The sequence below is a fragment of the Bacillus sp. AF23 genome (assembly GCF_020861455.1).
Lineage (GTDB): Bacteria > Bacillota > Bacilli > Bacillales > Bacillaceae > Bacillus > Bacillus halotolerans.
On the sequence record NZ_JAJHVY010000037.1, the window covers coordinates 271131 to 295971 of the forward strand.

Sequence of the window (24841 nt, forward strand, 5' to 3'; positions counted from 1 at the left end):
TAACACACATGTTCAATACAATTGGTGTCATAGGCTTAGGCGTAATGGGAAGCAATATCGCCTTAAACATGGCAAATAAAGGCGAAAAAGTCGCCGTCTATAATTACACCAGAGATTTAACGGACCAGCTTATGAAAAAGCTGGATGGACAATCGCTGAGCCCGTACTACGAGCTTCAAGATTTTGTTCAATCACTAGAAACACCCAGAAAAATCTTTCTGATGGTCACAGCAGGAAAACCGGTCGATTCCGTCATCCATTCATTAATGCCTTTGCTTGAAGAAGGAGACGTCATCATGGACGGAGGCAACTCCCACTACGAAGACACAGAAAGAAGATATGACGAGCTGAAGGAAAAAGGAATCGGCTACTTGGGAATCGGCATTTCCGGCGGTGAAGTCGGCGCATTAAAAGGACCTTCCATCATGCCGGGCGGAGATCGAGACGTCTATGAAAAAGCCGCTCCGATCCTGACCAAAATCGCCGCACAAGTCGGAGAAGACCCATGCTGTGTCTACATCGGACCAAAAGGGGCAGGGCACTTTACAAAAATGGTGCACAACGGCATTGAGTATGCAGATATGCAGCTGATTGCTGAAGCCTATACATTTCTTAGAGAAACGCTTCGTCTGCCGCTCGAAGAAATCGCCAGCATTTTTGAAACGTGGAACCAAGGTGAGCTGAAAAGCTATTTAATAGAGATTACAGCTGAGATTTTACGCAAAAAAGACGAAAAAACAGGTCAGCCGCTGATCGATGTCATTCTTGATAAAACCGGCCAGAAAGGCACAGGAAAATGGACAAGCATGCAAGCTATTGATAACGGCATTCCATCCGCTATTATCACCGAGTCCTTGTTTGCCCGCTACCTGTCGTCCTTAAAAGAAGAACGTATGGCGGCTGAACAAGTGTTAGCCGGTCCGGAAACAGAGGAAAAACATTACGATAAGGATCTCTGGATTGAATACGTCAGACAAGCCTTATACATGGGAAAAGTATGCGCCTACGCACAGGGCTTTGCTCAATATAAAATGTCATCTGAGCTTTACGGATGGAACCTGCCGCTTAAAGACATCGCTTTAATTTTCCGCGGCGGCTGCATCATCCGCGCGGATTTCCTGAACGTCATCAGCGAGGCATTCCAAGAGCAGCCAGATCTCTCAAACCTGCTGATTGCACCTTATTTTTCAGAAAAGCTTAAAGCTTATCAGACAGGCATGCGAAAAGTCGTTTGCGAGGGTATCAGCGCCGGAAGCGCATTCCCATGCTTAAGCACCGCGCTCTCTTACTACGACGGCTACCGCACAGGGCGTTCCAACGCCAACCTATTACAGGCGCAGCGCGATTATTTCGGCGCCCATACGTACGAGCGGACAGATATGGACGGCGTTTTCCATACCCATTGGTCTGATGATGCAAACTAATAGATAAGGCTGACAGCTGGAGTTTTTATACCAGCTGCCAGCTTTTTTTATAGGATAAACTCACATATCACAACTAATTGAGAATCAGACATATAAAATTTGAATATTTGTCAAAGAGCAATTTATGCTGATCACACCAGCACTTTCCTTCACGATGAAAGGAAAAAGAGAAAATAATTAAGGGGTTTTGTCTTGACAAAAAATATATATTAATTAATAATTCATATATAATTAGAATTATTATTGAAAGCACTATTGCTTTCTAAACCATTTTTAGGAGGAATAACATTATGTCTTTAATCGGTAAAGAAGTACAACCATTCGAAGCAAAAGCATTCAAAAACGGTGAATTCATCGATGTAACAAACGAATCTCTAAAAGGTCAATGGAGCGTATTCTGCTTCTACCCAGCAGATTTCTCTTTCGTATGCCCAACTGAGCTTGAAGATCTTCAAAACCAATACGCTGCACTTAAAGAATTAGGTGTTGAAGTGTACTCTATCTCTACAGATACTCACTTCGTACACAAAGGCTGGCATGACAGCTCTGAAAAAATCGGCAAAATCACTTACGCAATGATCGGTGACCCATCTCAAACGATCTCTCGCAACTTCGATGTTCTTGACGAAGAATCTGGTCTTGCTGACCGCGGAACATTCATCATCGATCCAGATGGCGTGATCCAAACTGTTGAAATCAATGCAGGCGGTATCGGCCGTGACGCAAGCAACCTGATCAGCAAAGTAAAAGCAGCACAATACGTTCGTCAAAACCCAGGTGAAGTTTGCCCGGCTAAATGGGAAGAAGGCGGCGAAACTCTTACACCTAGCCTTGATCTAGTAGGTAAAATCTAAGGAGTGCATTCAATTGGTACTTGATCCAAATATCAAAGCACAATTAAATCAGTACATGCAGCTAATTGAGAACGACATTGTTCTCAAAGTGAGTGCAGGTGAAGATGACACTTCTAAGGACATGCTGGCTCTCGTTGATGAGCTGGCTTCCATGTCATCTAAAATCACTGTTGAAAAAGCTGAATTGAACAGAACGCCAAGCTTCAGTGTGAACCGCGCCGGAGAAGACACTGGCGTCACTTTCGCCGGTATTCCTCTTGGACACGAATTCACTTCTTTAGTGTTGGCATTGCTGCAAGTGAGCGGCAGACCGCCTAAGGTAGATCAGAAAGTCATTGATCAGGTGAAGAAGATCAGCGGTGAATACCACTTTGAATCTTATATCAGCCTGACATGCCACAACTGTCCTGATGTTGTACAAGCTTTAAACATGATGAGCGTGCTGAACCCGAACATCACTCACACCATGATTGACGGTGCGGCATACAAATCAGAAGTTGAAAGCAAAAACATTATGGCAGTGCCAACGGTTTACCTAAACGGCGAATCCTTCGGAAGCGGCCGTATGACCCTCGAAGAAATTCTTGCGAAAATGGGCAGCGGCGCAGATGCATCTGAGTTCGCTGATAAAGATCCTTACGATGTTCTTGTTGTCGGCGGCGGACCTGCCGGCGCAAGTGCAGCCATTTATACGGCACGTAAAGGAATCCGCACAGGTGTTGTCGCTGAACGCTTCGGCGGACAGGTTCTCGACACAATGAGCATCGAAAACTTCATCAGCGTAAAAGCAACTGAAGGACCGAAGCTTGCTGCAAGTCTTGAAGAGCACGTGAAGGAATATGATATTGATGTCATGAACCTTCAGCGCGCAAAACGCCTTGAGAAAAAAGATTTGTTCGAGCTTGAACTCGAAAACGGTGCTGTCCTAAAAAGTAAAACAGTCATCCTTTCAACAGGTGCCCGCTGGCGCAATGTCAACGTACCTGGTGAACAAGAGTTCAAAAACAAAGGTGTCGCTTACTGCCCGCACTGTGATGGCCCATTGTTTGAAGGCAAAGACGTAGCCGTTATCGGCGGCGGAAACTCTGGTATCGAAGCAGCGATTGATCTCGCAGGTATTGTCAATCACGTCACTGTGTTAGAGTTCGCGCCGGAACTGAAGGCAGACGAAGTCTTGCAAAAACGTCTCTACAGCCTGCCAAACGTCACTGTACTCAAAAATGCACAAACAAAAGAAATCACCGGCGATCAGAGCGTAAACGGCATCACATACACAGACCGCGAAACAGGCGAAGAAAAACACGTTGAACTCCAAGGTGTATTCGTCCAAATCGGTCTCGTGCCAAACACAGAATGGTTAGACGAAACCGTTGAACGCAACCGCATCGGCGAAATCGTAGTCGACAAAAATGGCGCTACAAGCGTCCCAGGCTTATTCGCTGCCGGCGACTGCACAGACGGTCCTTACAACCAAATCATTATTTCAATGGGATCAGGAGCAACTGCTGCTTTAGGCGCGTTTGATTACCTTATCCGTAACTAATACAAGAAAGCCTCTATATTGCCTGATTGGCAGCATAGAGGCTTTCTTTTTTACACCATATTGCATATTTTATCCACTTGTAATAGAATTGTAATATTGTAGTGTGAATCGTCACTTCACACTAAGCATATTTGCTGTTTTTAAAGCGAAACGCACTGATTTTCTATTTAAAGTACCTTGATACTTTTTGACCTTGTTTTTCAGATCTTTAATGGTTTTTTCCTTTTTGGCATTTTCTAATGCCACAAGCGCTTCCCAGCGTTTAGCTGTTTCTGTAGAACTGCAGCCGCTAACTGTAGTCACAGGCGGAAGAAGCTTCGTGCTAGATAGCTTTTCGTCAAAAGGAACTGTATCAGGAATCATCTTCTCTTTATAAATATGGTCCAATTCATTTTTGTTTAAGAAGCTGATAAAATGGTCAAAGTTTTGTGCTTGCCGTTTCTCAGGCTGATGGAAATCAAGTGTTTCAATTAATTCTGACAGTTTTGTCTGAGCCGTTATCTCATTTGCCATGACATGCGTTAACTGATGGTACTCAGCTAATTCCCGCATTCTGGCATCTTTCGGCAGCAAAAGGCTCGGTGTTCCGGCGATCGTCGCTGCGATATTTCCATGCAGTCTAGCGCCAAAGCTCAAATCAGCTTGTTTCAGGAAGTCCAGCCAAGTCGGCACATTTAAAAAGAACCGCACTCTATCATTCTGATAAGCAGGGTCTTCCATGCTGACCGGATAATTATCGGCAGGCTTCGCTAAAGCAGGGGCACCGGCATATGTCAGAATCATCTCTTTCCGCCATTGCGGGATAAAGTAATGATTAGGGAACTCTTTCATGCTTCTCGTAATGAAGTCCAGCACATGCTTAGGAGACAGCCTTGACGAGTTAACCGTCACCATCGACTCTAATGTGATATTGGTTTCTCTTATCTTCAGTTCTCTTCCAAACGCATACATAGAAGGACAGCCAATTACCGTATGGTCAACACCTTCACGGAAGCCTAATCTGGAAAGGTATTTCGCTGTAATCTCACCGCGGACACCGATCATATTGGATCTCTCCAGCACCGCACTCACAAATGCCTTTACATCCTGATCAAATGGGAAACCCTCATTTAACTTCGGTTCAAATGGAGCACGCAACCCAACACCAATTACAACAACCGGAATGGTTAGTTTTTTGATTAATTGGGTATATTTCCGTAATGAAGACACAAAATCCTCTCGGAATGCATCTGCCAGCGGAATAATGTACATATCATACTTTTTATTGATTTGTTCAGCATCTGCCGGATTAATTCGATAATAATCAGGAGTAATTGTTGTTTCTTCCGTCATCAGCGTACGAAACACACTGTAAGCATACACTAGGTTTCCTACGTTGCCGCCGATGGAGTTGCGAACAATCATTTCAGCTGCATTAAATGTATCAAATGGTGATATGCCAGCTCTTATTAAAATGTTTTTCAATGTGATGTTGCCCCTTCCTCGCCAAATTTTTGTCAGGAGATGTGCTTAGGGAACTCTATCATGATCTTAAAATCTTCAGCCGGACACCCGCTTTCATCCCTTTTTACTCACAAACTCTCTCCCTTTCTTCCATTCTAATATTAAATTATACAAAAAAGGATCTTACAGGTGAAATCATAACATAGCAATCAGCGCTAGTAATCTATTCCCATTATTGGATATCGGATCGGATCATGCCAAAAACCCGAATCAGGCACTCGGTAAAAGTGCTCGATTCGGGCCAGCTTCTTATAGTTCCTCGCCGTTCGTTTGAATGACGTTTTTGTACCACTCAAAGGAATCTTTCTTATACCGCTTCATGGATCCGTTTCCTTCATTGTCACGATCAACATAGATCATGCCGTAGCGTTAATAATGCCCCAAGGCGTATAGCCGATTAAACATAGCTTTTTGTTGTGAACTATTTTACATTGGCAATTTTTTCTTTTATGAATATATCAGTAAAAAAGTGGTGTTCGTAAGTAAAAGATATTAGTGTTGTTACTAGAATGAAACGTCTCATCAATTGTCTATGACTTTTGAAGCGAAAATGTAAATATAGATAGTTCGGTATAATCAAATTTCAGTCATCTCTTAAATTAAGGGTTTAACAGGCAAAACGTCTCTGTTAGTATGGCAACCAAAGGAGAAGGATAATTATGCAAAGCATAATAAAGCTAATCGAAACTGGCAGCCTTGTTATTCCTAGTAGGTGCCTTAGCCCTCCCGGTTTTACCTATTGCAGCAGATGCCCCAGAATCCCAAGCTACATACAAAGTTGAAAACCTCAACGATAGTGTGTTGAAGATGACGTTCGATCATGCAGATGTTCAGCTTGCTGATGGAAATGCAATATTAAAAGATCATGTAACAGGCGAAGAACAAGTTCTCCCTAAAAGCTCAACTGACAAAAATGGTGGTCCTGTTACACTACAATACGAAAAAATCGATCATGGCATTTTGATCAAACTAGTAAGCCAAGAATCTACAGTCAGCACCCAATCGGTTGGAAAATGTATTCTAGGTACTGGCGGCGGTACTCTGGGCCTTGCTGGCGCTGCTGTAGGAACAGTCACGATACCCGGCATTGGAACTGTAGGTGCTGGTGCCGTTGGTGCAATTACTGGCGCTGTTGGCGGTGCAATGACAGGGGCTGCTGCATCTTGCTTTTAAAAGAGGATCACTCCCTCATTTTTACTACGATAGAAGGTGATCGAAATGTACAAAATCATCATTCCTGCAATACTAGCCATATTTGCCCTATGGATTTTATTACAGCTCTCACTCAATATGAGCATCTTTAAGAATCCAATGAATTACTTTATCGTATTCATTATCTTCTTTCTCTTTATAAAGATGGTGAAAGAAAAACAGCAATAGTTTCCTTTTGAACGACTATAAGAAACCAGATTTGTATTGAATCTGGTTTTTTTGTGTTTCATTTTATACGCACTCATTTCGCCACTCTCTTTCCCTCATTTTAATTGTCTCTAAAAGGAGTTATGCGTTACTATCGTATAAGGGTCCAATGAAGAAAAACAATGTCATACTTTTAAATTCACCTTATCAACAAATGCTCGTAAATAGGGGGCAGCTCTTATTATAAAAAGGGGATGGACAGTTTTGGAAAGCAAGTACTTAGATCTACTCGCGCAAAAATACGATTGTGAAGAAAAAGTGGTAACGGAAATCATTAATTTGAAAGCGATACTGAACCTGCCAAAAGGCACCGAGCATTTTGTCAGTGATTTGCACGGGGAGTATCAGGCCTTCCAGCACGTGCTGCGTAATGGTTCAGGAAGAGTCAAAGAGAAGATACGCGATATTTTCAGCGGTGTCATTTACGATAGAGAAATTGATGAATTAGCTGCATTGGTGTATTACCCGGAAGACAAGCTGAAGTTAATCAAACATGACTTTGACGCGAAAGAAGCGTTAAACGAGTGGTATAAAGAAACGATTAACCGAATGATTAAGCTTGTTTCTTATTGCTCGTCCAAGTATACCCGCTCCAAACTCCGCAAAGCACTGCCTGCCCAGTTTGCTTATATTACGGAGGAACTGCTATACAAAACAGAACAAGCTGGCAACAAGGAGCAATATTACTCCGAGATCATTGATCAGATCATTGAACTTGGACAGGCTGATAAGCTGATCACCGGTCTTGCTTACAGCGTTCAGCGATTGGTGGTCGACCATCTGCATGTTGTCGGCGATATTTACGACCGCGGACCGCAGCCGGACAGGATTATGGAAGAATTGATTAACTATCACTCTGTCGATATTCAATGGGGAAATCACGATGTCCTTTGGATAGGCGCCTACGCCGGTTCCAAAGTATGCCTGGCCAATATTATCCGTATCTGTGCCCGCTATGACAACCTGGATATTATTGAAGACGTGTACGGCATCAACCTGAGACCGCTGCTGAACCTGGCCGAAAAATATTACGATGATAACCCATCTTTCCGTCCAAAAGCAGACGAAAACAGACCTGAGGATGAGATTAAGCAAATCACAAAAATCCATCAAGCGATTGCGATAATCCAATTCAAGCTTGAGAGCCCGATTATCAAGAGACGGCCGAACTTTAATATGGAGGAACGGCTGTTATTAGAGAAAATAGATTATGACAAAAAAGAAATCACACTGCATGGAAAAACATATCAACTGGAAAACACCTGCTTTGCGACAATCAATCCGGAACAGCCAGATCAGCTATTAGAAGAAGAAGCAGAAGTCATGGACAAGCTGCTATTCTCTGTCCAGCATTCCGAAAAGCTGGGCCGACATATGAATTTTATGATGAAAAAAGGCAGCCTGTATTTAAAATATAACGGCAACCTATTAATTCATGGCTGTATTCCAGTTGATCAAAACGGCAATATGGAAACGATGATGATTGAGGATAAACCGTATGCGGGCCGTGAGCTGCTCGATGTATTTGAGCGGTTCTTACGGGAAGCGTTTGCCCACCCGGAAGAAACCGATGACCTGGCGACAGATATGGCCTGGTATTTATGGACAGGCGAGTACTCCTCCCTCTTCGGAAAACGTGCCATGACGACATTTGAGCGGTATTTCATCAAAGAGAAGGAAACGCATAAAGAAAAGAAAAACCCGTATTATTATTTACGCGAAGACGAGGCAACCTGCCGAAACATCCTGGCAGAATTCGGCCTCAACCCAGATCACGGCCATATCATCAATGGCCATACGCCAGTAAAAGAAATCGAAGGAGAAGACCCAATCAAAGCAAACGGAAAAATGATCGTCATCGACGGCGGCTTCTCCAAAGCCTACCAATCCACAACAGGCATCGCCGGCTACACGCTGCTATACAACTCCTACGGCATGCAGCTCGTCGCCCATAAACACTTCAACTCCAAGGCAGAAGTCCTAAGCACCGGAACCGATGTCTTAACGGTGAAACGATTAGTGGACAAAGAGCTTGAACGGAAGAAAGTGAAGGAAACGAATGTCGGTGAGGAAATGCTGCAGGAAGTTGCGATTTTGGAGAGTTTGCGGGAGTATCGGTATATGAAGTGAGGGATGTGGGGTTCAGGGATTATATTCTTTGGGCCCATTTTTACAATCGACTATAAATCAACAAAAAGCCTCTCAAAATAGGGTTTTGAGAGGCTCACTATCAAACATCAAAAGTACTTCTATTAGTGTTAGGTCTTATGATTTGATCTACATTCTCAGCAATCGATTTATAATTTTGTTTTTTTGATAAACGATCATAATCCCCAACAATATAAAACTCTTTTTTTGCCCTTGTAACTGCAACATTAATTAAATTAGGCTTTGAGCACGACCAATTTGCCGCTCCATCACTATTTTGATCTGTCCCCACTACAAAGTAAACAGTGTCGGCTTCTTTTCCTTGAAAGGTATGGGTAGTTCCTATTGAGCTTCGAGTCCAATCATTTACTATTTTCTTTGGTACATTTAATTCTGCTAACCGCTTTTTAATTGTTTTTCTGAGACCATCTTTCACTGCTGTAAAGGGAGTAATAACATATAAATCAGGAGCATTTAATGTATTTTCCCATTTTTGATAAATCTCTTCAGCAACTAAATCTGCCTGCTCTTTTACAAACTGCTTATTAACCGCTACTCCCTTACAGTCAAACCATTCGCTTTTCCCTTGTTTTTTTATCGCTAAAACCATTTTATTATCATAAGCAATTTGATTAGCGATTGTAAACATTGGATTTAAGCATCTCCTATGAACCCATAAAGGTATCCCTATCCACTGTCCTTTATTGTTATACATTCCAAATGGATTCGCCGCATCCGCCAGTGATTGTACAGAACTCCCTATTTCAATAAACCGATCTTCAATACCATAAAATTTTTTTATATCTCCTAATATTGTTCGATCAATGGTGACAACTGGTTCAATCTGGATTGGATCACCAACAACGACAACTTTTTGAGACCTCCATAATGCGCCTGCCGCTTGTTGCGGAGTAGCTTGTCCCGCTTCATCTATAAATAAGTAACGAATAAAATCACGACCAACTCCTTTATACATTGTTCGAACACTGGCAAAGGTTGTACTTATTACGGGTGTGATTAAATGGATTACACCCCACATATGTTGTAACCACATTCTGTGCTCAGTCTGATTTAAATCTAACTTACTTCGATAATTTAACAAACGCAAACTTGATTTTATTGCTTTATAATTAAATATCAAAAACAATTTGTGGACTTTCATTCCCTTTAAAAAAAGAAGCCCTCTTTCAAAATTCAATTCATCAGTTAGCCAAGGAGTATGTAATTGCCTATATTCATATGCACTTTGAGAATTGGTCCAATAATTATCATCGGGTATTACTAACCCCTGATTTTTGCATTTATTGTTGATAGAATCCCTATATTTCTTTAACTCCATCCTTATTTGATTCGATCTCATCTGCAAAAGATCCCATTCCTTTTCTTCATTTTTTATTTTCATAGTTATTTTTTGCAGTTGATCTTCCATCTGTAATAATTTGTTTCTTTTTGTATGAAATATTCTTTGAAAAAAAGTTGGTTTAGAAAGCGTGTGAAACTCTCTCTCTAACAACCGTTTCTGTTGTTTATAATGAGCTGTCTTTAATACTAACTTTTCTTGTTCTGCCTCTAGTAACAATAACTGATTATTTATATCCTTATATTTTTTAAAAATTTCGCATAACGATTGTAGTTCTGCTTTCTTTTGTTTAACTGATTTCAATGTTTGTTGGAAATCTGTTACTGCATTCTTCCAATCTGTTAAGCTTATTTTTTTATTTTCTCGTTCTAATTGCTCGATGAATGATAGTTCAAATTCGTTATTATTTCTATAATAAAGTTTTTTGTAATAGTGAGATATATTTTCCGACTTTCCTAAAGATGCTGAGAATAGTCCCCAAGTATCTGTCTCTTCACCTAGAAGAGCCTTTGCCGCAAAAGGAAACATCGATAATTCCTCTGCTTCTAATGCATATGCTTTTTCATAAGAAGAAAATACATTTTCATCTGTAACTTTACGTATAACTTCCTTCTTTTTAGGAAGATCTTTTGAGATATTTTCAACTGCTCCATTATTGCTTGAAGCCACTACCATAGAATACTGATTAATAGATTTATCAATTTCATAAATAGTATAATGATAGCCATCTAAAACTAATTTCTTTATTTTTTTCAGAGCTTTTTCTGGGTTTTCAAAACAAGCCATTTTTTCTGCTTTTTCAACCATGAGATTTGCAAAAATATCTTTTAACAGTGTCGTTTTCCCTGTTCCTGGCGGGCCATTCACAGAGCTTATCTTTTGATTGTTATTTATAATTTGATTTACAGCTACTTGCTGCATTAAGGATAATCTATGTTCAACAGGTGACGGCCACCTGCCGTTAGGTACATTTTTAGGCTGCAACACATCTTCAATTAAAACTCTATTTTCATCAATGTTCGTTCTATTATCAACCCCTTCAATAAATTGCCGTAGTGTTTCATTTTCTCCTTGTGAGATAATATCTCCTAAGTCCTCTAAGAAAAAGCTATGAAAATTATTTACCCGTCCATCTTGTCCAACCTTCAAAATTTCTTTCTCAAAATAATGAAGCGCCATATTATCTATTCGTAAAAAATACCGTTCATATACTCCAAGTACTTTCTTAAGGGCTTTTTCTGTTACTCCATTTACAAAGATGGCATCAACCTGTTCCTCAAATAATCTCAACTGATCTCGAAATGTAGTCATCAAATCATCATATGGCACTTCAAGATGTTCGTTTATTAATTTCATCACATACATAAGTACAGGTACAAATGCAGAATCCTTTACATACTTGCCTGTATGGTCAACTAAAAAAGACATACTAAATAACATTTTCTGATCTCTATTAATCATTTCTTCATTATTTTGGAATAGATCACGTAGATAGCTAACAAGTTTATGTTGCTCAAAGCAACCTAAATAGTAACGAAATTGAATAAAATTTTTTTCAGAGTCCTTCAACTGATGCCTCTCCCAAGGCCTTTCAGAAAAAAGAACTTGTTCTGTTTTCTTTCGTTGTTGACCATCTAAAAAATGGCTTCTACTCAATTCATCTCCTATACCATTGACTCCGCTTGGTGATAAAGCCTCAACTAAGTGCCATGCCCTTAATACAGAATTTACATTTATCTTCCCCATAATTCCCTCCTATTTTTAACAACATCATTCGGTTATTGTCCTCAATTGATCCAACTGGTATCTGTAAAAAATCCCTAAACTGATTGATCAGTCTCTTTTCTTTTTTTCGACACATTTGTTTAAATATTGAATAATTAACTAGATCACACATTAAAATTATTAGATTTTAGAACATTTCATTTTAGTAAAAATTCATGACTGATTCATAAACTCTGAGATCATTTGTTAAATTTATGATACGATGACAGTAAAAAAGACATAACAGGGGCTAGTCATATGAGTGAACTTGTATTTGAAAAAAGAGATTTTAATACAGAACAAATTCTTGCGTTGAAGGCATCTCGATTAGATAACAATCCGATTGTATACATTCTTTATAACGAAAAAAAGAAGCCGACTGCATATATTGGGCAGACTGTGCAGGCTGCACGACGATTGAAAAATCATTTGAGAGACAAGAAGCGAATAAGTCTAACGCGAACCATTTTCATTGGTCATGAAAGATTTCATCAGTCAGCTTCCTACAATATTGAGACAAATCTTATTAATTACTTTATTGCCGAAAATCACTACCAATTGCAAAATGTCAGTCAGACAAGATCGAGAGAAATGCATCATTATTATCAAAAAGAATTTTATAACGAACATCTTTTTGAGGAAATTTGGAATCAGCTTCGGAAAGAGAATGTTGTCAGCGACACCCTTGAAAACCTCAGAAATAAAGATATTTACAAACTATCTCCGTATAAAGAGCTCTCTCCCCAGCAGGTGGAAATCAAAAATGAAATTCTTGATTTTTGCAAGGCGCATATTGAAAAACCAGGTAACCATGTCATTTCTATAGAAGGAGATGCCGGAACAGGGAAAAGTGTCTTACTGAGCTCTCTATTTAACACGATTCAGGATTTATCTAAAGATGAAAATTCACATTTAAAAAACAAGAACAATTACTTACTTGTGAACCATGGTGAAATGCTGAAGACGTATAAAAGCATCGCAAACAGCTTACCAAATTTAAAGAAAAAAAACTTAATGAAGCCTACCTCCTTTATAAATCAAATGTCAAAAACAGGGGAAACAGCTGATATTGTATTAGTAGATGAGGCTCATCTGCTTTTAACCAAAGAGGATAGATACAATAATTTCCACTATCGAAATCAGCTAGAGGAAATCATTAAACGCAGTAGTATCACTATTGTCATCTTCGATCCTAAACAAGTGTTAAAAATTAAAAGCTATTGGAATGAAAGGTTGCTTGAGGAGATCACCAATCAATATCATGCGAAAACAGTAAAGCTCACGGAGCAAATGAGAATGAATGCAAATCCAGACACACTAAAGTGGATTAACCATTTTGTCTCAAAACAATTGCTCCCTCTGCCGCAAGAAAATAATGATACCTTCCAACTCAAAATCTTTGAGGACCATGCCGACTTTAAAGCTGCAATTGAAAAAAAGAATAATGAAGTAGGTCTATCACGTATTGTCTCGACCTTTGACTATATCCATAAAAAAGATGGTGCTACTTATATGGTCGATGAGGAAGGCATTAACATGCCATGGAATTCTACAAATGACAAATGGACTTGGGCAGAACATGCAGATTCTATTAAAGAGGTTGGTTCAATCTATACTGTTCAAGGTTTTGACCTAAATTATGTTGGCGTCATTCTAGGACCTTCTGTCAGCTATGATAGTGAAAAGGATGAGCTTTTCATCGACACTGCAAAATATAAAGATACAGGCGCATTCACCAAACGAGATGACATGTCTGCCGAGAAAATTAAGAAAATAAAGGAAGAGATTATTCTAAACTCTATCAACGTCCTCATGAAAAGAGGCATCAACGGTCTTTACATTTACGCAACGGATGTAAAATTAAGAAATAGATTGCTAGAGTTAAAAAGGAGAAGGAAAAAATGAGCGAAATCAAAGATTTAATTAACACGATTAATGAATTTAGAGACGCACGCAACTGGAGACAATACCACAACCCAAAGGATCTTGCCATCTCTATTTCGATTGAAGCGGCCGAGCTGTTAGAAGACTTCCAATGGAAAAGCAGCGAAGAAGCACTCAAAGCAAACGAGGAAAACATTCGTGAAGAAATTGCTGATGTTCTTATCTATTCGCTGATGCTTTGTTCAGATCTTAAGATGGATGTGAAAGAGATTATTGAGGAGAAGGTTGTGAAGAACGGTCGGAAGTATCCGGTTCAAGGGTAATTATATTTCTTACAATAATTAAAGCAATCTTCACTCCTCAAAAAATAAAAGTGCATGACGATATATTTTTGGAATGATTAACAAATAGATTGATTCTTCTGAATATATTGTAGCTCAACTTACCGCTGAGTGACAGAAATTAATCATAGATACTGAGTTTAAAATTTACTTTGGATTTGCTAATGTAAATTATTAAACTTAGGATTTTATTAAAAACAGGCATATTCAAGTATGCCTGTTTACTACTTTAAGAAAGAAGTAACCTCATTCACTTATGGTAAGGCTCTCCGTAGTGTATCTACTTTTGTTCTAGTTCTTTTAAAACCTTTAAGTCTTCATAATACCTTAACACCGTACTTTGCATTACTAACTTTCTATTGGCAGAATCTCTAATGTTACGAAATTTCTCATTATAAAACAGAGTAAAATCATGTATTGTGCTAAATAAGGTTATGTTAGCTTGTACCCATTCTGATAATGTCTCATCAGAAAAAGGTAAGTCATTTGATTCAAAAAATAAACTATCCAACACTGACGAATAAGGTGTTACACTTGCAAATAACTCATCTTCAAAAATAGTCTCATTTTGATACTCATTAAATAATGAAATTATAGATTCAGCATATGTTATCATTTGATACCTAATTTCTTTAACTTTATATAGTACTTCATCGTTAGGCTTGGTATTATCAAAAATAAAATTACTAATTATCTTATATTGGGGATAAAACTCAAAATGAACACCTTTTATTAAACGTTTATTAGAGCCTTTCAAACTATACCAATAAGTCTTATCTTGATTATCGCTTACCCAAGTAGTTTTACAATAATAATTTCCTCGTAAAATATCACTTTCATAAAAAGTGAAATAAATCCATATTATATCTGATGGACAGCCTTTATATCTATCTTCTTGTATTTTGTTATTATATACATCGCAAAACAGTAATCTTTTTTTAATTTTTGTTGAGACGTCTGCTATTTCTGCATCCGAGAATGGTTTCTTAAGAAGTATTTTTGCCGCGTACCTTTTTTTAGAACCATGATGGACAGGTTCCACACTCTTAATGATGTAATCCTCGTTTTCAAGGTAAATATTATCTTTTTTATAAGGAGTATACTCTGAAATTTTAAAATAAATTGTACCTCCTATATTAGCTCTATATATAGCATGCTGAGGTGTATCCGGATTATTTAAAGTATGAATCTCAAGTAACCTCTTTACCCACAACTGCAAATCATAAAGTGAAAGTTCTCCCTTTTTTATTAAAAATTTATTCGTCAGTCCATCGCATAAAATATTTGTAAATATACTTCCATTGCTCCCTCCATAAGAAGGTTCAATAGCGTTACTACCACTTAATATCGCATAACCGCTACCTTGAAAAGATTCTATAGATTCTTCTAAATTAGTGCTTTTTGTACCTTCAACTCTAAAATTACCTGAATAGCAGCAGTCTATAAGCAATACTTTGCTTTTAGCTAATGACTCGCCTATTTTATTAATTATGTCCTGAGTACATAATAAACCATCGCTAAAAACAATATTATGAATTTCACTAGAAGTCCCATGACCTGAGAAATAAAAAATAAATATATCATCTTTTTGTAAATTGCCAATAAAAAGCTCAAGGGCATGTACAAAATCGACGATTGCTACATGACCGTTATTTGTCATACCCATTTGAAAAATATCCATATCATCCAGCTGTAATCCTTCTCTTAACGCTTTATTAACATTAATTATGTCTGTTTTACAAAATGGTAAATCAGGTGCACCGATACCTGAATAATCACTAACTCCTACTATAAATGCCTTTATCCTTCCCATATAAATCACCCCAGCTTCACTTGTTTATCTGATTAAGATTGTAATAACCATATAAATAGACAAGCCCAATTTTTATTAAAGAAAATTGGGCTTGTCTATATTATTCTGGTTGTTCTAATCGTGATTGAATGTTTTTCCAGTGTTTCTTCACTTGTGTTTCCATAAGATTTATAGTTTTTGAATCTTCATCAAATATCTTCTGTGCTCTTTCAACGTAACTAATAAAATTCCCATGCCCTTTCTTACTTTTTCCCAAGTGAGAGTAGTTCTTATATAATTCTCTCCTATACGATTTACGACCGAATTTTTTTGATTTACGATTGCATATCCTTACTTTACGATATGCTCTCGTATAATACTTAAAAAGACTTTTTTCTCTAATTCGAACTTCTTTACCATTAAAACTGAACCCTAGATAGTCTAATATTGTCTCATTTAAGTCTAAATCGATAATCTGATTATCGTTATAAAAATAATTCCCTGTCTTCTCAAGTTGAATTTCTAAATTTGGAATCTGTTCTTTTATATCTTCCAAAATTTTTTGATGAATTTGATAGTTATAGTCTTGAATGCCTCCTTCAATAGGAATAACTATAATTAAATCATCACAATATCTTCTATATAGCCCATTTTGTTCTTTAACATATTTTTGTATTTTTTTATCAAAGTCCAGCAAATAAATATTAGAACAGACTGAACTGATACCCGCTCCTTGAGGAATTCCATACCTTTTAGAATTCTTGTAAATATTTTTATGCTTAAATGCTCTAAATTCCTTCTCTGTGAAATATTTATAACTACTTTCAATTTCACTTTCAGTGTATTTTGTCTTTAATTCTGCTTCTATAGTATCTTTAATAAAGTAACTAAATCTTGTTATATTCTTGAAGACATTATAATAATCGTCAGGTAAGGTATCCTTTTTTAGAACATAGCGGATTTTCTCTTTAAGATACCTATGATCCAATGTATCAAAGAAATTAGTAAAGTCAGCAACAAAAATATATGCACTTTGCTGCACTTTTATAAAATCAATAACTTCTTTAGCGAAGTTAATATTACTTTTTCCAGATAAGTTATTCCGATATGCAGTTGCAACTTCATTAATACCTAGTTCATCTACAACAGAATTATAGTGGTTATTTAGCTTGTCCCCATAGTACTTATAGATATAGCTATCCATATGAGACGCATAGAAAATTTTACGAACTTTTTCTTTTCGCTTTTTTTCTTTTCTGCTATATTTTTGAAATTTAATTTCAAAATGCATAAACGGGTAAAAACCATGTTTAGCAACCCATCGAGGGTTCTGGATTTTACTCTTAACTTTTTCAATTGATTTTTTATTATCAAGGTGCTTATAACCCTTTACACGATACTTTTTTTCATTCATATTTGGCAGAGCTAGCAGGGGTATGTAATCGTAGCCTATTACTCTCTATCAAAAACCCTGCTAGCATACTCTCCTTTCGAATTATAGACCATTGCTAGCCTATAAAGAGGCTACTGAATGCACTAATAGCTTATACTATAATCAGTATATTAAATTGGTTGTTTATGACGATTGGAGGTATCCAAATGCCAAGTTATTCAGAAGCGTTATCGATTGTAATCGACTGGATAAGTATTATGATTACAATTGAGATAAAGCTTGACAGAAATTCACCAATTTCCCTCATAACTACTTTTATGAGGCGTTAACCATATTAATATTACCATCTAAAATTTAAATAGTCAAAAAAGTCAATCAAAAGTCATGTTTTGACCTAAGATCTGAAATTAGGTATCTTGAAAAATATAAAATATATTATGTAAATATATGATTTTTTATTTTTAGAAGTCGATGATCTTCAACTGATTTGGGATTCAATTAATGATACTCAACTAGTTTTCCACCCAATATAGGCATCAACCGGATCGATTGATTATCTGAAATTAGAACATTCTACGTAGGAAAAAGAAGTTTCTTTAATTCTTGATAGAAACCTTTTTAGTAGTTTATTGTCTCTTGCTAAAAATGGTGATCTAAAAGACACTACGGAAAAAAGAATGATTGCTTTTTTAATGTTATGGGCTCAATTGAATGGAGGTTCCAATCAGTGCTGGATTAGCAATAATGGAAAATGCATCAAGATACAACGATTCTTGCAATGCTAAAATAGAGCTAAATAATTTTAATGATATTTTCGATTTTTATCCACCTCAGATTTGGTTAAATTTAGCTCGTGGCACAATAGACCAGATTCCAAAGTGTAACTTTTTCAATATTCCATATGAAAACTCAATCACTTATCATGACACTAATGATCACTTCCTAATGAATTATGCCAGCATGTTGCATTTAGTTAATATATATCGAGACTCTGACATGGCTCCTTTAGAAAAATTATTAGAAGTCCTAAGTTGGAACTTTGACAATTTACTCATCTCTCAATATATCAATAGATATCTTGTTATGTTATTTTCCAATCAAAATGGTATCAAAGCACCTAAACACACTAATAGCGATTTATTAGAAAGAATTGAAAAAGGTTGTATGAATCAAGCATGGGATTTAACCTATCTAACATGTTGGAGTACACTTTACTGGAATGAATCAAAAACGCATGAGGTTTTTTTATTTGCTACGCCGATAATCTGTTAAAGAAAATTTTTATTAACACACATAATGGTAGAGATTTATTTAATTTAATTAATATTGCTTTTCCTAAAAGAAGTGCTGATAAAATCATTCAATTCTATATTGAAAAAACAAGAAACAGAATTTTGGGGATAATCCAACTCAATATTTCAAATCTTTAATTGAGAAAGAAAAAAAGCATTTGAAACAATCTGTGGGTTGATAATTTTCAGCTGTATTACCTAATGTCATTCCCTTTGTTGTAAATTCAAATATACAATACAAACTTTAATATAACCAAAACAGTCCCTCCCCCATTTGTTGGGGAAGGGACTGTTTTGGTATACAGGTAAAATCTCATCTACTTATGATACGGCTCCCCACGATTAATCCGAAAAGCCCGATAAATCTGCTCCACCAAAATCAACCGCATCAGCTGATGGGGAAACGTCATCTTTGAAAACGACAGCTTTTCATCCGCTCGCTTCATCACTGCATCGCTCAATCCGAGTGATCCGCCGATGACGAAGGTGACTTTGCTTTTTCCATATGTAGCCAGCTTATCTATTGTATCGGCTAGTTCTTCGGATGTTTTCATTTTTCCTTCGATGGCGAGGGCGATGACGTGGGCATCAGGGCTGATTTTTGATAGGATGCGGTCGCCTTCTTTGTCTTTTATGATTTTCATGTCCTGGTCGCTTAGGTTTTCCGGCGCTTTTTCGTCCGGGAGTTCGATGATGTCGATTTTTGCGTAGGCCGAAAGTCGTTTTGTGTATTCTTCAATGCCTTGCTTGAGGTATTTTTCTTTTAGTTTTCCGATTGTCACAATATTGATATTCACAGGTCATCCCCACTTTAGAAACAAGTTATTCATATATGTTGTCCACAATTGTGGATATCTTTTCTGTATTTTGTGTAAGATCATTCGTTCCCCACTATATATACTGCGGGGTCTCCACATAATTCACAGGCTGTGGATAAACTGTTAGTATGTTCGATTTTTCTGATTTCGGGCGGCAGCTCGTGATCGTCTATGTACATATCCAGCACGGTTTCGATGTGTTCTTCACAGGAATAATACGTTTGTTTCATGTTCTAATCCTCCGATGGTTTCTTGCGTTTTTGCAAATATTCTCTTCCCAATATAACCTATTTATTCACATGTTAGTAGTGCTTCGGGCTGAGTTTTATCCACAATTCGACAAACAAGCTGTTGATGACTCTATTTCGCTCGTATGTTAGTTTGGATGTAACCGATGTTTGGGGAGGTCTACATGTGCGCTTCAGATGGGTTTGGCTTTTTGTGATCATGTTGCTGCTTGCTGGGTGTCAGTCGTCTTATTGGGTGTTGGAGAAGGATCGAATCGGTGAAGGCAGTTCCGAGCTAGAATTATACGCAAATTACCTTCAAACATATGATGATGTGAAAGGATACCAAGTCTTCACCATATCAGAAGGGAGAAAGATGGTTATTGTGTCTCTCGGAAGCAGCGAGAAAGAGAAAAAGCTTGAGGTGTCAGACGTCAAATACTCACCTAAAGAAACGATTGTAACTGTGAAGCGAAAACCTGCTCCCAAGGCAAATGAGAAAAACCCTTATATTTTGATTGGACTGGACAAAATTGAAGGGGATTTAATCGTCCAAGACGAATCAGGAGATCGCTTTGAAGAAACCGATTATCAGCAATAAAGCCGGCGTCCGATTGAACGGCCGGCTTTTTTTTAATTCAATGTTTCATGCGGATCAATCACAAATTTCTTCGCCGCTCCTTTGTCAAAGTCGCTGTAGCCGTTTGGCGCGTCGTTCAGAGAAATAACTGTGGCGTTGACGGCTTTTGCGATTTGCGCTCTGCCGCTTAGGATCGCTTTCATCAAATTGCGGTTGTATGTCATGGCAGGCGTTTGTCCGGTGACGAAGGTGTGGGCTTTTGCCCAGCCTAGGCCGAATCGGATTTTTAATGAGCCTTTTTTTGCCTCTGCGTCGCTTGCGCCCGGGTCTTCGGTGACATATAAGCCCGGAATGCCAAGGCTACCGCCTACCTGGGTGACATCCATGATCGAGTTCAGCACGGCGGCTGGCGCTTCCCCTTGGTTGCCGTGTCCGGATGCTTCAAAACCGACACAGTCCACTGCGGCATCAACGGTTGGTTCACCTAGTATTTGTTCAATTTGCTCGCCGAGGCGGTCGTGTTTTTGCACGTTGACCGTTTCACAGCCGAAACTTCTCGCCTGTGCCAGTCTGTCTTCATTCAAATCGCCTACAATCACTGCGGAAGCGCCAAGTAGCTGGGCGGAGTGTGCGGCGGCTAAGCCGACAGGTCCCGCTCCTGCGATATAAACGGTAGAACCTGTTTGCACACCAGCTGTGTAAGCACCGTGAAATCCGGTCGGGAAAATGTCGGACAGCATCGTCAAATCGAGAATCTTTTCTAACGCCTGTTCTTTATCAGGGAATACCAACAGCTGAAAATCGGCGTACGGCACCATGACGTATTCCGACTGCCCGCCGACCCAGCCGCCCATATCCACGTAGCCGTAAGCCGATCCCGGTCGATCAGGATTAACATTCAGGCACACATGCGTTTTCTGCGTTCTGCACATCACACAGCGCCCGCAGGCAATATTGAAAGGAACGGACACGATGTCGCCTTTTTTGATAAATTCAACATCCCGTCCCGTTTCAATGACTTCTCCGGTAATTTCATGCCCGAGCACCAAGCCTTCAGGCGCCGTCGTGCGGCCTCTGACCATGTGCTGATCGCTTCCGCAGATGTTTGTGGTAATTACCTTCAAAATCACCCCGTGCTCACATTTCCGGTTCACATTCGCCTTCGGAACGCCGGGCCCGTCCTTCAAGATTAACTCCGGATACCCGATATCCTCCACTGCTACTGTCCCTTTGCCTTTGTACACAACCGCTTTGTTTCCTGTCAACGCCATTCCTCCCATTCATGTGTTTGGACTTTGCGTCCTTGAACATGACTTCGGTTCGGCATGACCCTTTCCCTTTTTCACGCCTGCTTTTTCTGTATTCTTACAACAACAAATATGCCAAGTAAACAGCCGATAATGGTTCCGAGGATGTCCAACCAATCTGCTTTACCTCCGTTTAACAGGAACATCGTAGCCGCCGAAATCAGACTGATGATAACGGCCAGAAGAATGACACGTTTGGTGTGCATATGATTCCTCCTTTATCTGCATCCATTTTATATATTTATTTTACAACAATTAACACTTTGTTTGTTTTAAAAGGCCATTCGAGATTTATCGTTTTGAACCTCGTTTAGATGGAGGCTGGACAACGTTCTATCATTGATATGTATCAAATTGCGCAACAGAAAAAAGAGACTTCACAAGTCTCTTCATAAACAGCGGTCAGTTGAATAATAATTTCCTGAGAAATAATGTGACAACACTGGTTGCTAACGCAATTGCAGTATAAAGCACAACCCAAAACATGAATGAACTGTTGCCAGAGGCTAACGTAAACAACAATATTAAACTCGCAATAAGCACGATGAGCGGACCAATCCAAACTTTCTTCCATATGAAATAACCCGCTGCACCAATTACGCCTGATATCATCGGAAAAACAAATACGATGAGCAGTATAACGGCTCCCAAGTCGGAACCCCCTTCACCTTAAAAATCCTTCATCACCTCAAAATCATACAGCTTCAAATGACTCTTCGGCGTCACGATCTCCTTTACCTTCCCGATCTCTTTTTCCTTCACTTTCTTTCCGGTTTTCAGGCTGTATTGTTCAATGTATGCAGGCTGGTTGTAGGTGTATGTGAAGAAATAGAGGCTGCTGCCTTTTTGTGTGATTTCTTTGAAATCGGCCTTCATTTTTTCTGGGGAAAGGGCGAAGGCAATCCGGCTTTTTCCTGTCTTTGCATCGATCTTGTATACCTTTCCGAAGCCGTCAATGAAATAAAGTGACCCGTGATACGAGAAAAAGCTTTTTTTGAAGCTGAACGGCATAGAGCTGTATATTGTTTGCTCGTCGTTTTTGTATTCGGCGATATCGTAAAGCTCCACTTTGCCGTTTTTCTTATTGATTTTCACCATTTGATAGAGATTGCTGGCTTTTTGCCCCCGAACCATCACATATACAGCTTGATCGTCCGCAGCAAGCTGGGACTCGATTGAGGCTCCTTCCCGATACTGCCATTCAGTGATGGTTTGATATGTGAGCTTCTTTTGATCGGCTTGAATCTGAAGGAGCTGGTAGCCTTTCTCGTCGTCTGTCGGGACAAGTGCGTAAATGGCGCCATCGTGAAAACCCGAGGCTCGGATGTAGCAGGGGATGACGTCTTTTTTCCACTCTCCGTTCATCTGGCGGTACAGCTCTGAACGGTACCCGTCTCCCTTTTTGTCGTAGCCGGAGTTGTAGAGGGTGTAAAAACCGTCTGTATTTTGCAAAAAGCCCGCGCTGTCACCGGTGTGCTGATACGTTCTTTTATAGGAACGCAGTCCGTTTTTGATCGTGAAAATCGTGTTTTTGTCCTCCAGCATGACACTGTCGCCGTGAACCTTGGCTGAGCCCAGCTCAAGGCCCTTCATCTTAAATGACGACAGCGAACCGTCTTGGCTGATAAACAGGGCATAGCTTTTCCCGCCGCCGAATGCATCCTGATCCGCAGAGGTTGAGACATACAGCAGAATGTCCTTACCGTCCAGAAAATCAGGGTCTCGGAGATCCTGCTGACTCACGGCTTTATGGCTTTTTAGAGGAGAAACGAAGACAAATAATAGGATTCCTGCGAGCATCAGCAAGGCGATGGTGATCATCCACTTTTTCATATCCGTCTCCCTAATTGATGGTCATGACGGTTGTCGTATAGGAAGAACTTGTGATGTCGCGCGGGTAAACGCCTAACCCTTTATTGCTGTCGATATCAATGCCGGCTTTGAGCAAAAATGCGGACCACAGGAGCTTTGAACAGTTTTTGGCGCCGTCATGGCCGGTATTTCTGTTATTGACGAAGTTAAACGAGTATGAGTCACCGACTTTCGATACCGCCCAGTCGGCAGCGGATGTTTTCTGTGATGAAGTGACATTGACTGTCTGTACGATGGAGTTGTCTTCCACGTCTCTGGCGTTATAAGCAATTTGTCTGACGCCGTCGCTTGGAACAGATTCAACAATTTTGTCAGCGGCGGAGTACATGCCGACGTGGCCATGGTTGTAGTAGGCTGTGTAGGAGTTGGTGTAGTAGATGTTTCCTTTCGAGCTTGTGGGAAGTTTTTTCGTACCGGATGAGCCGCCCATCATGGACATGCCGCTTTCCTTGGCGAGCTGGTCTCCTTCTGCTTTATCGGCGGTGATTTCATTGTAGAACTGTTTGAGAATGACATCGGTCTTTACGCCCTGCTGTTTGGCAATCTGGCTGGCGGATTTTGTGATTTCTTCTGGGGTCGTGCCTGGCTGAAGCGCTGCGATTTGTTCAGCATAGTTCGTGGTCCTTGCAGCTTTTGCGGGAGAAACAAACAGGCCGACGCACATTGTAAGCGCTACCAAAATAATTGATACCTTTTTCTTCATACTCTTAACATCTCCTCTTTTCATGTGTGTTAGGAAAGATGATTTCCTTTATCATCATTATATTAGGGAAATGTGGAAGGTAGCTAGGTGATTTACAGAATTTTTAGAAATCATTTACAGGAAGGTTGTCTCACAAAAAAAGGCCTTCTCCAGGCCTAGAGCTTCTTACTCATGATCACATCCGTCTCCTGGAATCCAGTCCGCTCATACAGCCGCCTTGCCGTCTCATTATGGGCAAATACGTGAAGAGACAGCTTTCGAATGCCCATGTTTCCCCCTATCTCATCCAGTGCGTTCAAGGCTTGCTTCGCAAAACCTTTTCCCCGATATGATTCATACAATCCGAAATCGTAAATAAACGCTTCCTGCTGCGGGTGTTCCGGTTCTGCGTGAATCTAGAGCCAGCCGTTTCCTTTCCCTTCAGGATGATACTCCACAAATGGTGATGGTGCGTTTGCAGCCCATTCGGCAGCAAATCAGAAAAAGTTACAAAAGCATGGCCTCATCAGGGAGCCGTGATCCTGCCTTTACCTTTTCTCTTGCATAATGCTTAGTCGTGTATGTCAAGATAGGATCGAAATTCTTCGATCTGCATGTGGGTTAGCGTGATGGTCATA

General features: G+C 39.5%; 21 protein-coding genes and 2 pseudogenes. 10 read left to right on the plus strand and 13 right to left on the minus strand.

The window, feature by feature from the left end; genetic code table 11:
* Positions 1-8: 8 nt before the first annotated feature.
* The 3 genes from gnd (at position 9) to ahpF (ending at position 3821) form a co-directional block, all read left to right on the plus strand.
* Positions 9-1424 carry a decarboxylating NADP(+)-dependent phosphogluconate dehydrogenase gene (gnd, locus tag LNN34_RS20695; RefSeq protein ID WP_101865057.1) on the plus strand — a complete coding sequence of 472 codons (1416 nt, stop codon included), beginning with the start codon at positions 9-11 and terminating at the stop codon, positions 1422-1424.
* A 290-nt stretch (positions 1425-1714) separates the two neighbouring features.
* Positions 1715-2278 (plus strand): alkyl hydroperoxide reductase subunit C, encoded by a 564-nt coding sequence (gene ahpC / locus LNN34_RS20700; protein WP_024123485.1) that lies wholly within the window; start codon positions 1715-1717, stop codon positions 2276-2278.
* A gap of 13 nt (positions 2279-2291) precedes the next feature.
* The gene (gene ahpF, locus LNN34_RS20705) at positions 2292-3821 is read left to right on the plus strand and encodes an alkyl hydroperoxide reductase subunit F (RefSeq protein WP_059292151.1); all 1530 of its coding nucleotides are present in this window, start codon (positions 2292-2294) and stop codon (positions 3819-3821) included.
* 111 nt (positions 3822-3932) lie between these two features.
* Here ahpF and LNN34_RS20710 read toward each other — a convergent pair whose 3' ends face one another.
* Positions 3933-5285 (minus strand): polysaccharide pyruvyl transferase family protein, encoded by a 1353-nt coding sequence (locus tag LNN34_RS20710; RefSeq protein WP_059353226.1) that lies wholly within the window; start codon positions 5283-5285, stop codon positions 3933-3935.
* 288 nt (positions 5286-5573) lie between these two features.
* Positions 5574-5725, minus strand: a pseudogene (locus LNN34_RS20715) (family 1 glycosylhydrolase); the annotation flags it as partial.
* A 295-nt stretch (positions 5726-6020) separates the two neighbouring features.
* Here LNN34_RS20715 and LNN34_RS20720 point away from each other — a divergent pair.
* The 3 genes from LNN34_RS20720 (at position 6021) to fbp (ending at position 8873) form a co-directional block, all read left to right on the plus strand.
* Entirely contained in the window at positions 6021-6497 is a 477-nt protein-coding gene (locus tag LNN34_RS20720) for a Pathogenicity island protein (RefSeq protein WP_416378576.1), read from the plus strand.
* Between the two features lie 45 nt (positions 6498-6542).
* Entirely contained in the window at positions 6543-6704 is a 162-nt protein-coding gene (locus LNN34_RS20725; RefSeq protein WP_229044466.1) for a hypothetical protein, read from the plus strand.
* A gap of 243 nt (positions 6705-6947) precedes the next feature.
* Positions 6948-8873 (plus strand): fructose-1,6-bisphosphatase, encoded by a 1926-nt coding sequence (gene fbp / locus LNN34_RS20730; protein WP_229044468.1) that lies wholly within the window; start codon positions 6948-6950, stop codon positions 8871-8873.
* Positions 8874-8973: 100 nt separating this feature from the next.
* Here fbp and LNN34_RS20735 read toward each other — a convergent pair whose 3' ends face one another.
* Positions 8974-11997 carry a DEAD/DEAH box helicase gene (locus LNN34_RS20735; protein ID WP_229044470.1) on the minus strand — a complete coding sequence of 1008 codons (3024 nt, stop codon included), beginning with the start codon at positions 11995-11997 and terminating at the stop codon, positions 8974-8976.
* Between the two features lie 276 nt (positions 11998-12273).
* On the opposite strand from LNN34_RS20735, the gene LNN34_RS20740 reads away from it, so the two are divergent.
* The gene (locus LNN34_RS20740; RefSeq protein WP_059353222.1) at positions 12274-13920 is read left to right on the plus strand and encodes a DUF2075 domain-containing protein; all 1647 of its coding nucleotides are present in this window, start codon (positions 12274-12276) and stop codon (positions 13918-13920) included.
* Positions 13917-14222: a nucleotide pyrophosphohydrolase gene (locus LNN34_RS20745; RefSeq protein ID WP_029318555.1), complete on the plus strand. Its 306-nt coding sequence runs from the start codon at positions 13917-13919 to the stop codon at positions 14220-14222. Before LNN34_RS20740 ends, LNN34_RS20745 begins: the two co-directional genes overlap by 4 nt.
* A 298-nt stretch (positions 14223-14520) precedes the next feature.
* On the opposite strand, the gene LNN34_RS20750 is transcribed toward LNN34_RS20745, so the two are convergent.
* Together LNN34_RS20750 and LNN34_RS20755 are read right to left on the minus strand one after the other, a co-directional pair.
* The gene (locus tag LNN34_RS20750; protein ID WP_059353221.1) at positions 14521-16053 is read right to left on the minus strand and encodes a caspase family protein; all 1533 of its coding nucleotides are present in this window, start codon (positions 16051-16053) and stop codon (positions 14521-14523) included.
* 100 nt (positions 16054-16153) lie between these two features.
* Positions 16154-17446 carry a reverse transcriptase domain-containing protein gene (locus LNN34_RS20755; protein WP_029318553.1) on the minus strand — a complete coding sequence of 431 codons (1293 nt, stop codon included), beginning with the start codon at positions 17444-17446 and terminating at the stop codon, positions 16154-16156.
* Between the two features lie 690 nt (positions 17447-18136).
* Here LNN34_RS20755 and LNN34_RS20760 point away from each other — a divergent pair.
* Positions 18137-18697, plus strand: a complete 561-nt coding sequence (locus LNN34_RS20760; protein WP_229044472.1) for a hypothetical protein — start codon at positions 18137-18139, stop codon at positions 18695-18697.
* 337 nt (positions 18698-19034) lie between these two features.
* On the opposite strand, the gene rlmH is transcribed toward LNN34_RS20760, so the two are convergent.
* Together rlmH and LNN34_RS20770 are read right to left on the minus strand one after the other, a co-directional pair.
* Complete coding sequence (gene rlmH / locus LNN34_RS20765) at positions 19035-19514, minus strand: 23S rRNA (pseudouridine(1915)-N(3))-methyltransferase RlmH (protein WP_003226975.1); 480 nt, start codon at positions 19512-19514, stop codon at positions 19035-19037.
* A gap of 80 nt (positions 19515-19594) precedes the next feature.
* Complete coding sequence (locus LNN34_RS20770) at positions 19595-19765, minus strand: CxxH/CxxC protein (RefSeq protein WP_003236479.1); 171 nt, start codon at positions 19763-19765, stop codon at positions 19595-19597.
* Positions 19766-19949: 184 nt separating this feature from the next.
* On the opposite strand from LNN34_RS20770, the gene LNN34_RS20775 reads away from it, so the two are divergent.
* Positions 19950-20363: a hypothetical protein gene (locus LNN34_RS20775; RefSeq protein ID WP_059353220.1), complete on the plus strand. Its 414-nt coding sequence runs from the start codon at positions 19950-19952 to the stop codon at positions 20361-20363.
* A 32-nt stretch (positions 20364-20395) separates the two neighbouring features.
* Here the strand turns inward: LNN34_RS20775 and fdhA are convergent, their stop codons facing one another.
* The 6 genes and pseudogenes from fdhA to LNN34_RS20805 all read right to left on the minus strand — a co-directional run bounded on the left by fdhA (position 20396) and on the right by LNN34_RS20805 (position 24840).
* Positions 20396-21622: a formaldehyde dehydrogenase, glutathione-independent gene (gene fdhA, locus LNN34_RS20780; protein ID WP_229044474.1), complete on the minus strand. Its 1227-nt coding sequence runs from the start codon at positions 21620-21622 to the stop codon at positions 20396-20398.
* A 62-nt stretch (positions 21623-21684) separates the two neighbouring features.
* Positions 21685-21855, minus strand: a complete 171-nt coding sequence (locus LNN34_RS20785; protein ID WP_229044476.1) for a hypothetical protein — start codon at positions 21853-21855, stop codon at positions 21685-21687.
* Positions 21856-22051: 196 nt separating this feature from the next.
* Positions 22052-22300, minus strand: coding sequence for a DUF2651 family protein (locus LNN34_RS20790; RefSeq protein WP_202646816.1), 249 nt, complete (start codon positions 22298-22300; stop codon positions 22052-22054).
* 18 nt (positions 22301-22318) lie between these two features.
* Entirely contained in the window at positions 22319-23482 is a 1164-nt protein-coding gene (locus LNN34_RS20795) for a hypothetical protein (protein ID WP_059353217.1), read from the minus strand.
* 10 nt (positions 23483-23492) lie between these two features.
* Positions 23493-24224: a YiiX/YebB-like N1pC/P60 family cysteine hydrolase gene (locus tag LNN34_RS20800; RefSeq protein WP_059353216.1), complete on the minus strand. Its 732-nt coding sequence runs from the start codon at positions 24222-24224 to the stop codon at positions 23493-23495.
* A 155-nt stretch (positions 24225-24379) separates the two neighbouring features.
* Positions 24380-24840, minus strand: a pseudogene (locus LNN34_RS20805) (GNAT family N-acetyltransferase).
* Between the last annotated feature and the right edge of the window lies 1 nt (position 24841).

What these genes read in the sequence shown, in the direction of transcription:
- gnd (WP_101865057.1), top strand. Translation starts at nt 9, where the DNA reads ATGTTCAATACAATTGGTGTCATAGGCTTAGGCGTAATGGGAAGCAAT.
- ahpC (WP_024123485.1), top strand. Translation starts at nt 1,715, where the DNA reads ATGTCTTTAATCGGTAAAGAAGTACAACCATTCGAAGCAAAAGCATTC.
- LNN34_RS20750 (WP_059353221.1), bottom strand. Translation starts at nt 16,053, where the DNA reads ATGGGAAGGATAAAGGCATTTATAGTAGGAGTTAGTGATTATTCAGGT.
- fdhA (WP_229044474.1), bottom strand. Translation starts at nt 21,622, where the DNA reads ATGGGAGGAATGGCGTTGACAGGAAACAAAGCGGTTGTGTACAAAGGC.
- LNN34_RS20770 (WP_003236479.1), bottom strand. Translation starts at nt 19,765, where the DNA reads ATGAAACAAACGTATTATTCCTGTGAAGAACACATCGAAACCGTGCTG.
- LNN34_RS20755 (WP_029318553.1), bottom strand. Translation starts at nt 17,446, where the DNA reads ATGAATGAAAAAAAGTATCGTGTAAAGGGTTATAAGCACCTTGATAAT.
- LNN34_RS20795 (WP_059353217.1), bottom strand. Translation starts at nt 23,482, where the DNA reads ATGAAAAAGTGGATGATCACCATCGCCTTGCTGATGCTCGCAGGAATC.
- LNN34_RS20740 (WP_059353222.1), top strand. Translation starts at nt 12,274, where the DNA reads ATGAGTGAACTTGTATTTGAAAAAAGAGATTTTAATACAGAACAAATT.
- LNN34_RS20745 (WP_029318555.1), top strand. Translation starts at nt 13,917, where the DNA reads ATGAGCGAAATCAAAGATTTAATTAACACGATTAATGAATTTAGAGAC.
- LNN34_RS20785 (WP_229044476.1), bottom strand. Translation starts at nt 21,855, where the DNA reads ATGCACACCAAACGTGTCATTCTTCTGGCCGTTATCATCAGTCTGATT.
- LNN34_RS20735 (WP_229044470.1), bottom strand. Translation starts at nt 11,997, where the DNA reads ATGGGGAAGATAAATGTAAATTCTGTATTAAGGGCATGGCACTTAGTT.
- LNN34_RS20725 (WP_229044466.1), top strand. Translation starts at nt 6,543, where the DNA reads ATGTACAAAATCATCATTCCTGCAATACTAGCCATATTTGCCCTATGG.
- LNN34_RS20760 (WP_229044472.1), top strand. Translation starts at nt 18,137, where the DNA reads ATGGAGGTTCCAATCAGTGCTGGATTAGCAATAATGGAAAATGCATCA.
- LNN34_RS20800 (WP_059353216.1), bottom strand. Translation starts at nt 24,224, where the DNA reads ATGAAGAAAAAGGTATCAATTATTTTGGTAGCGCTTACAATGTGCGTC.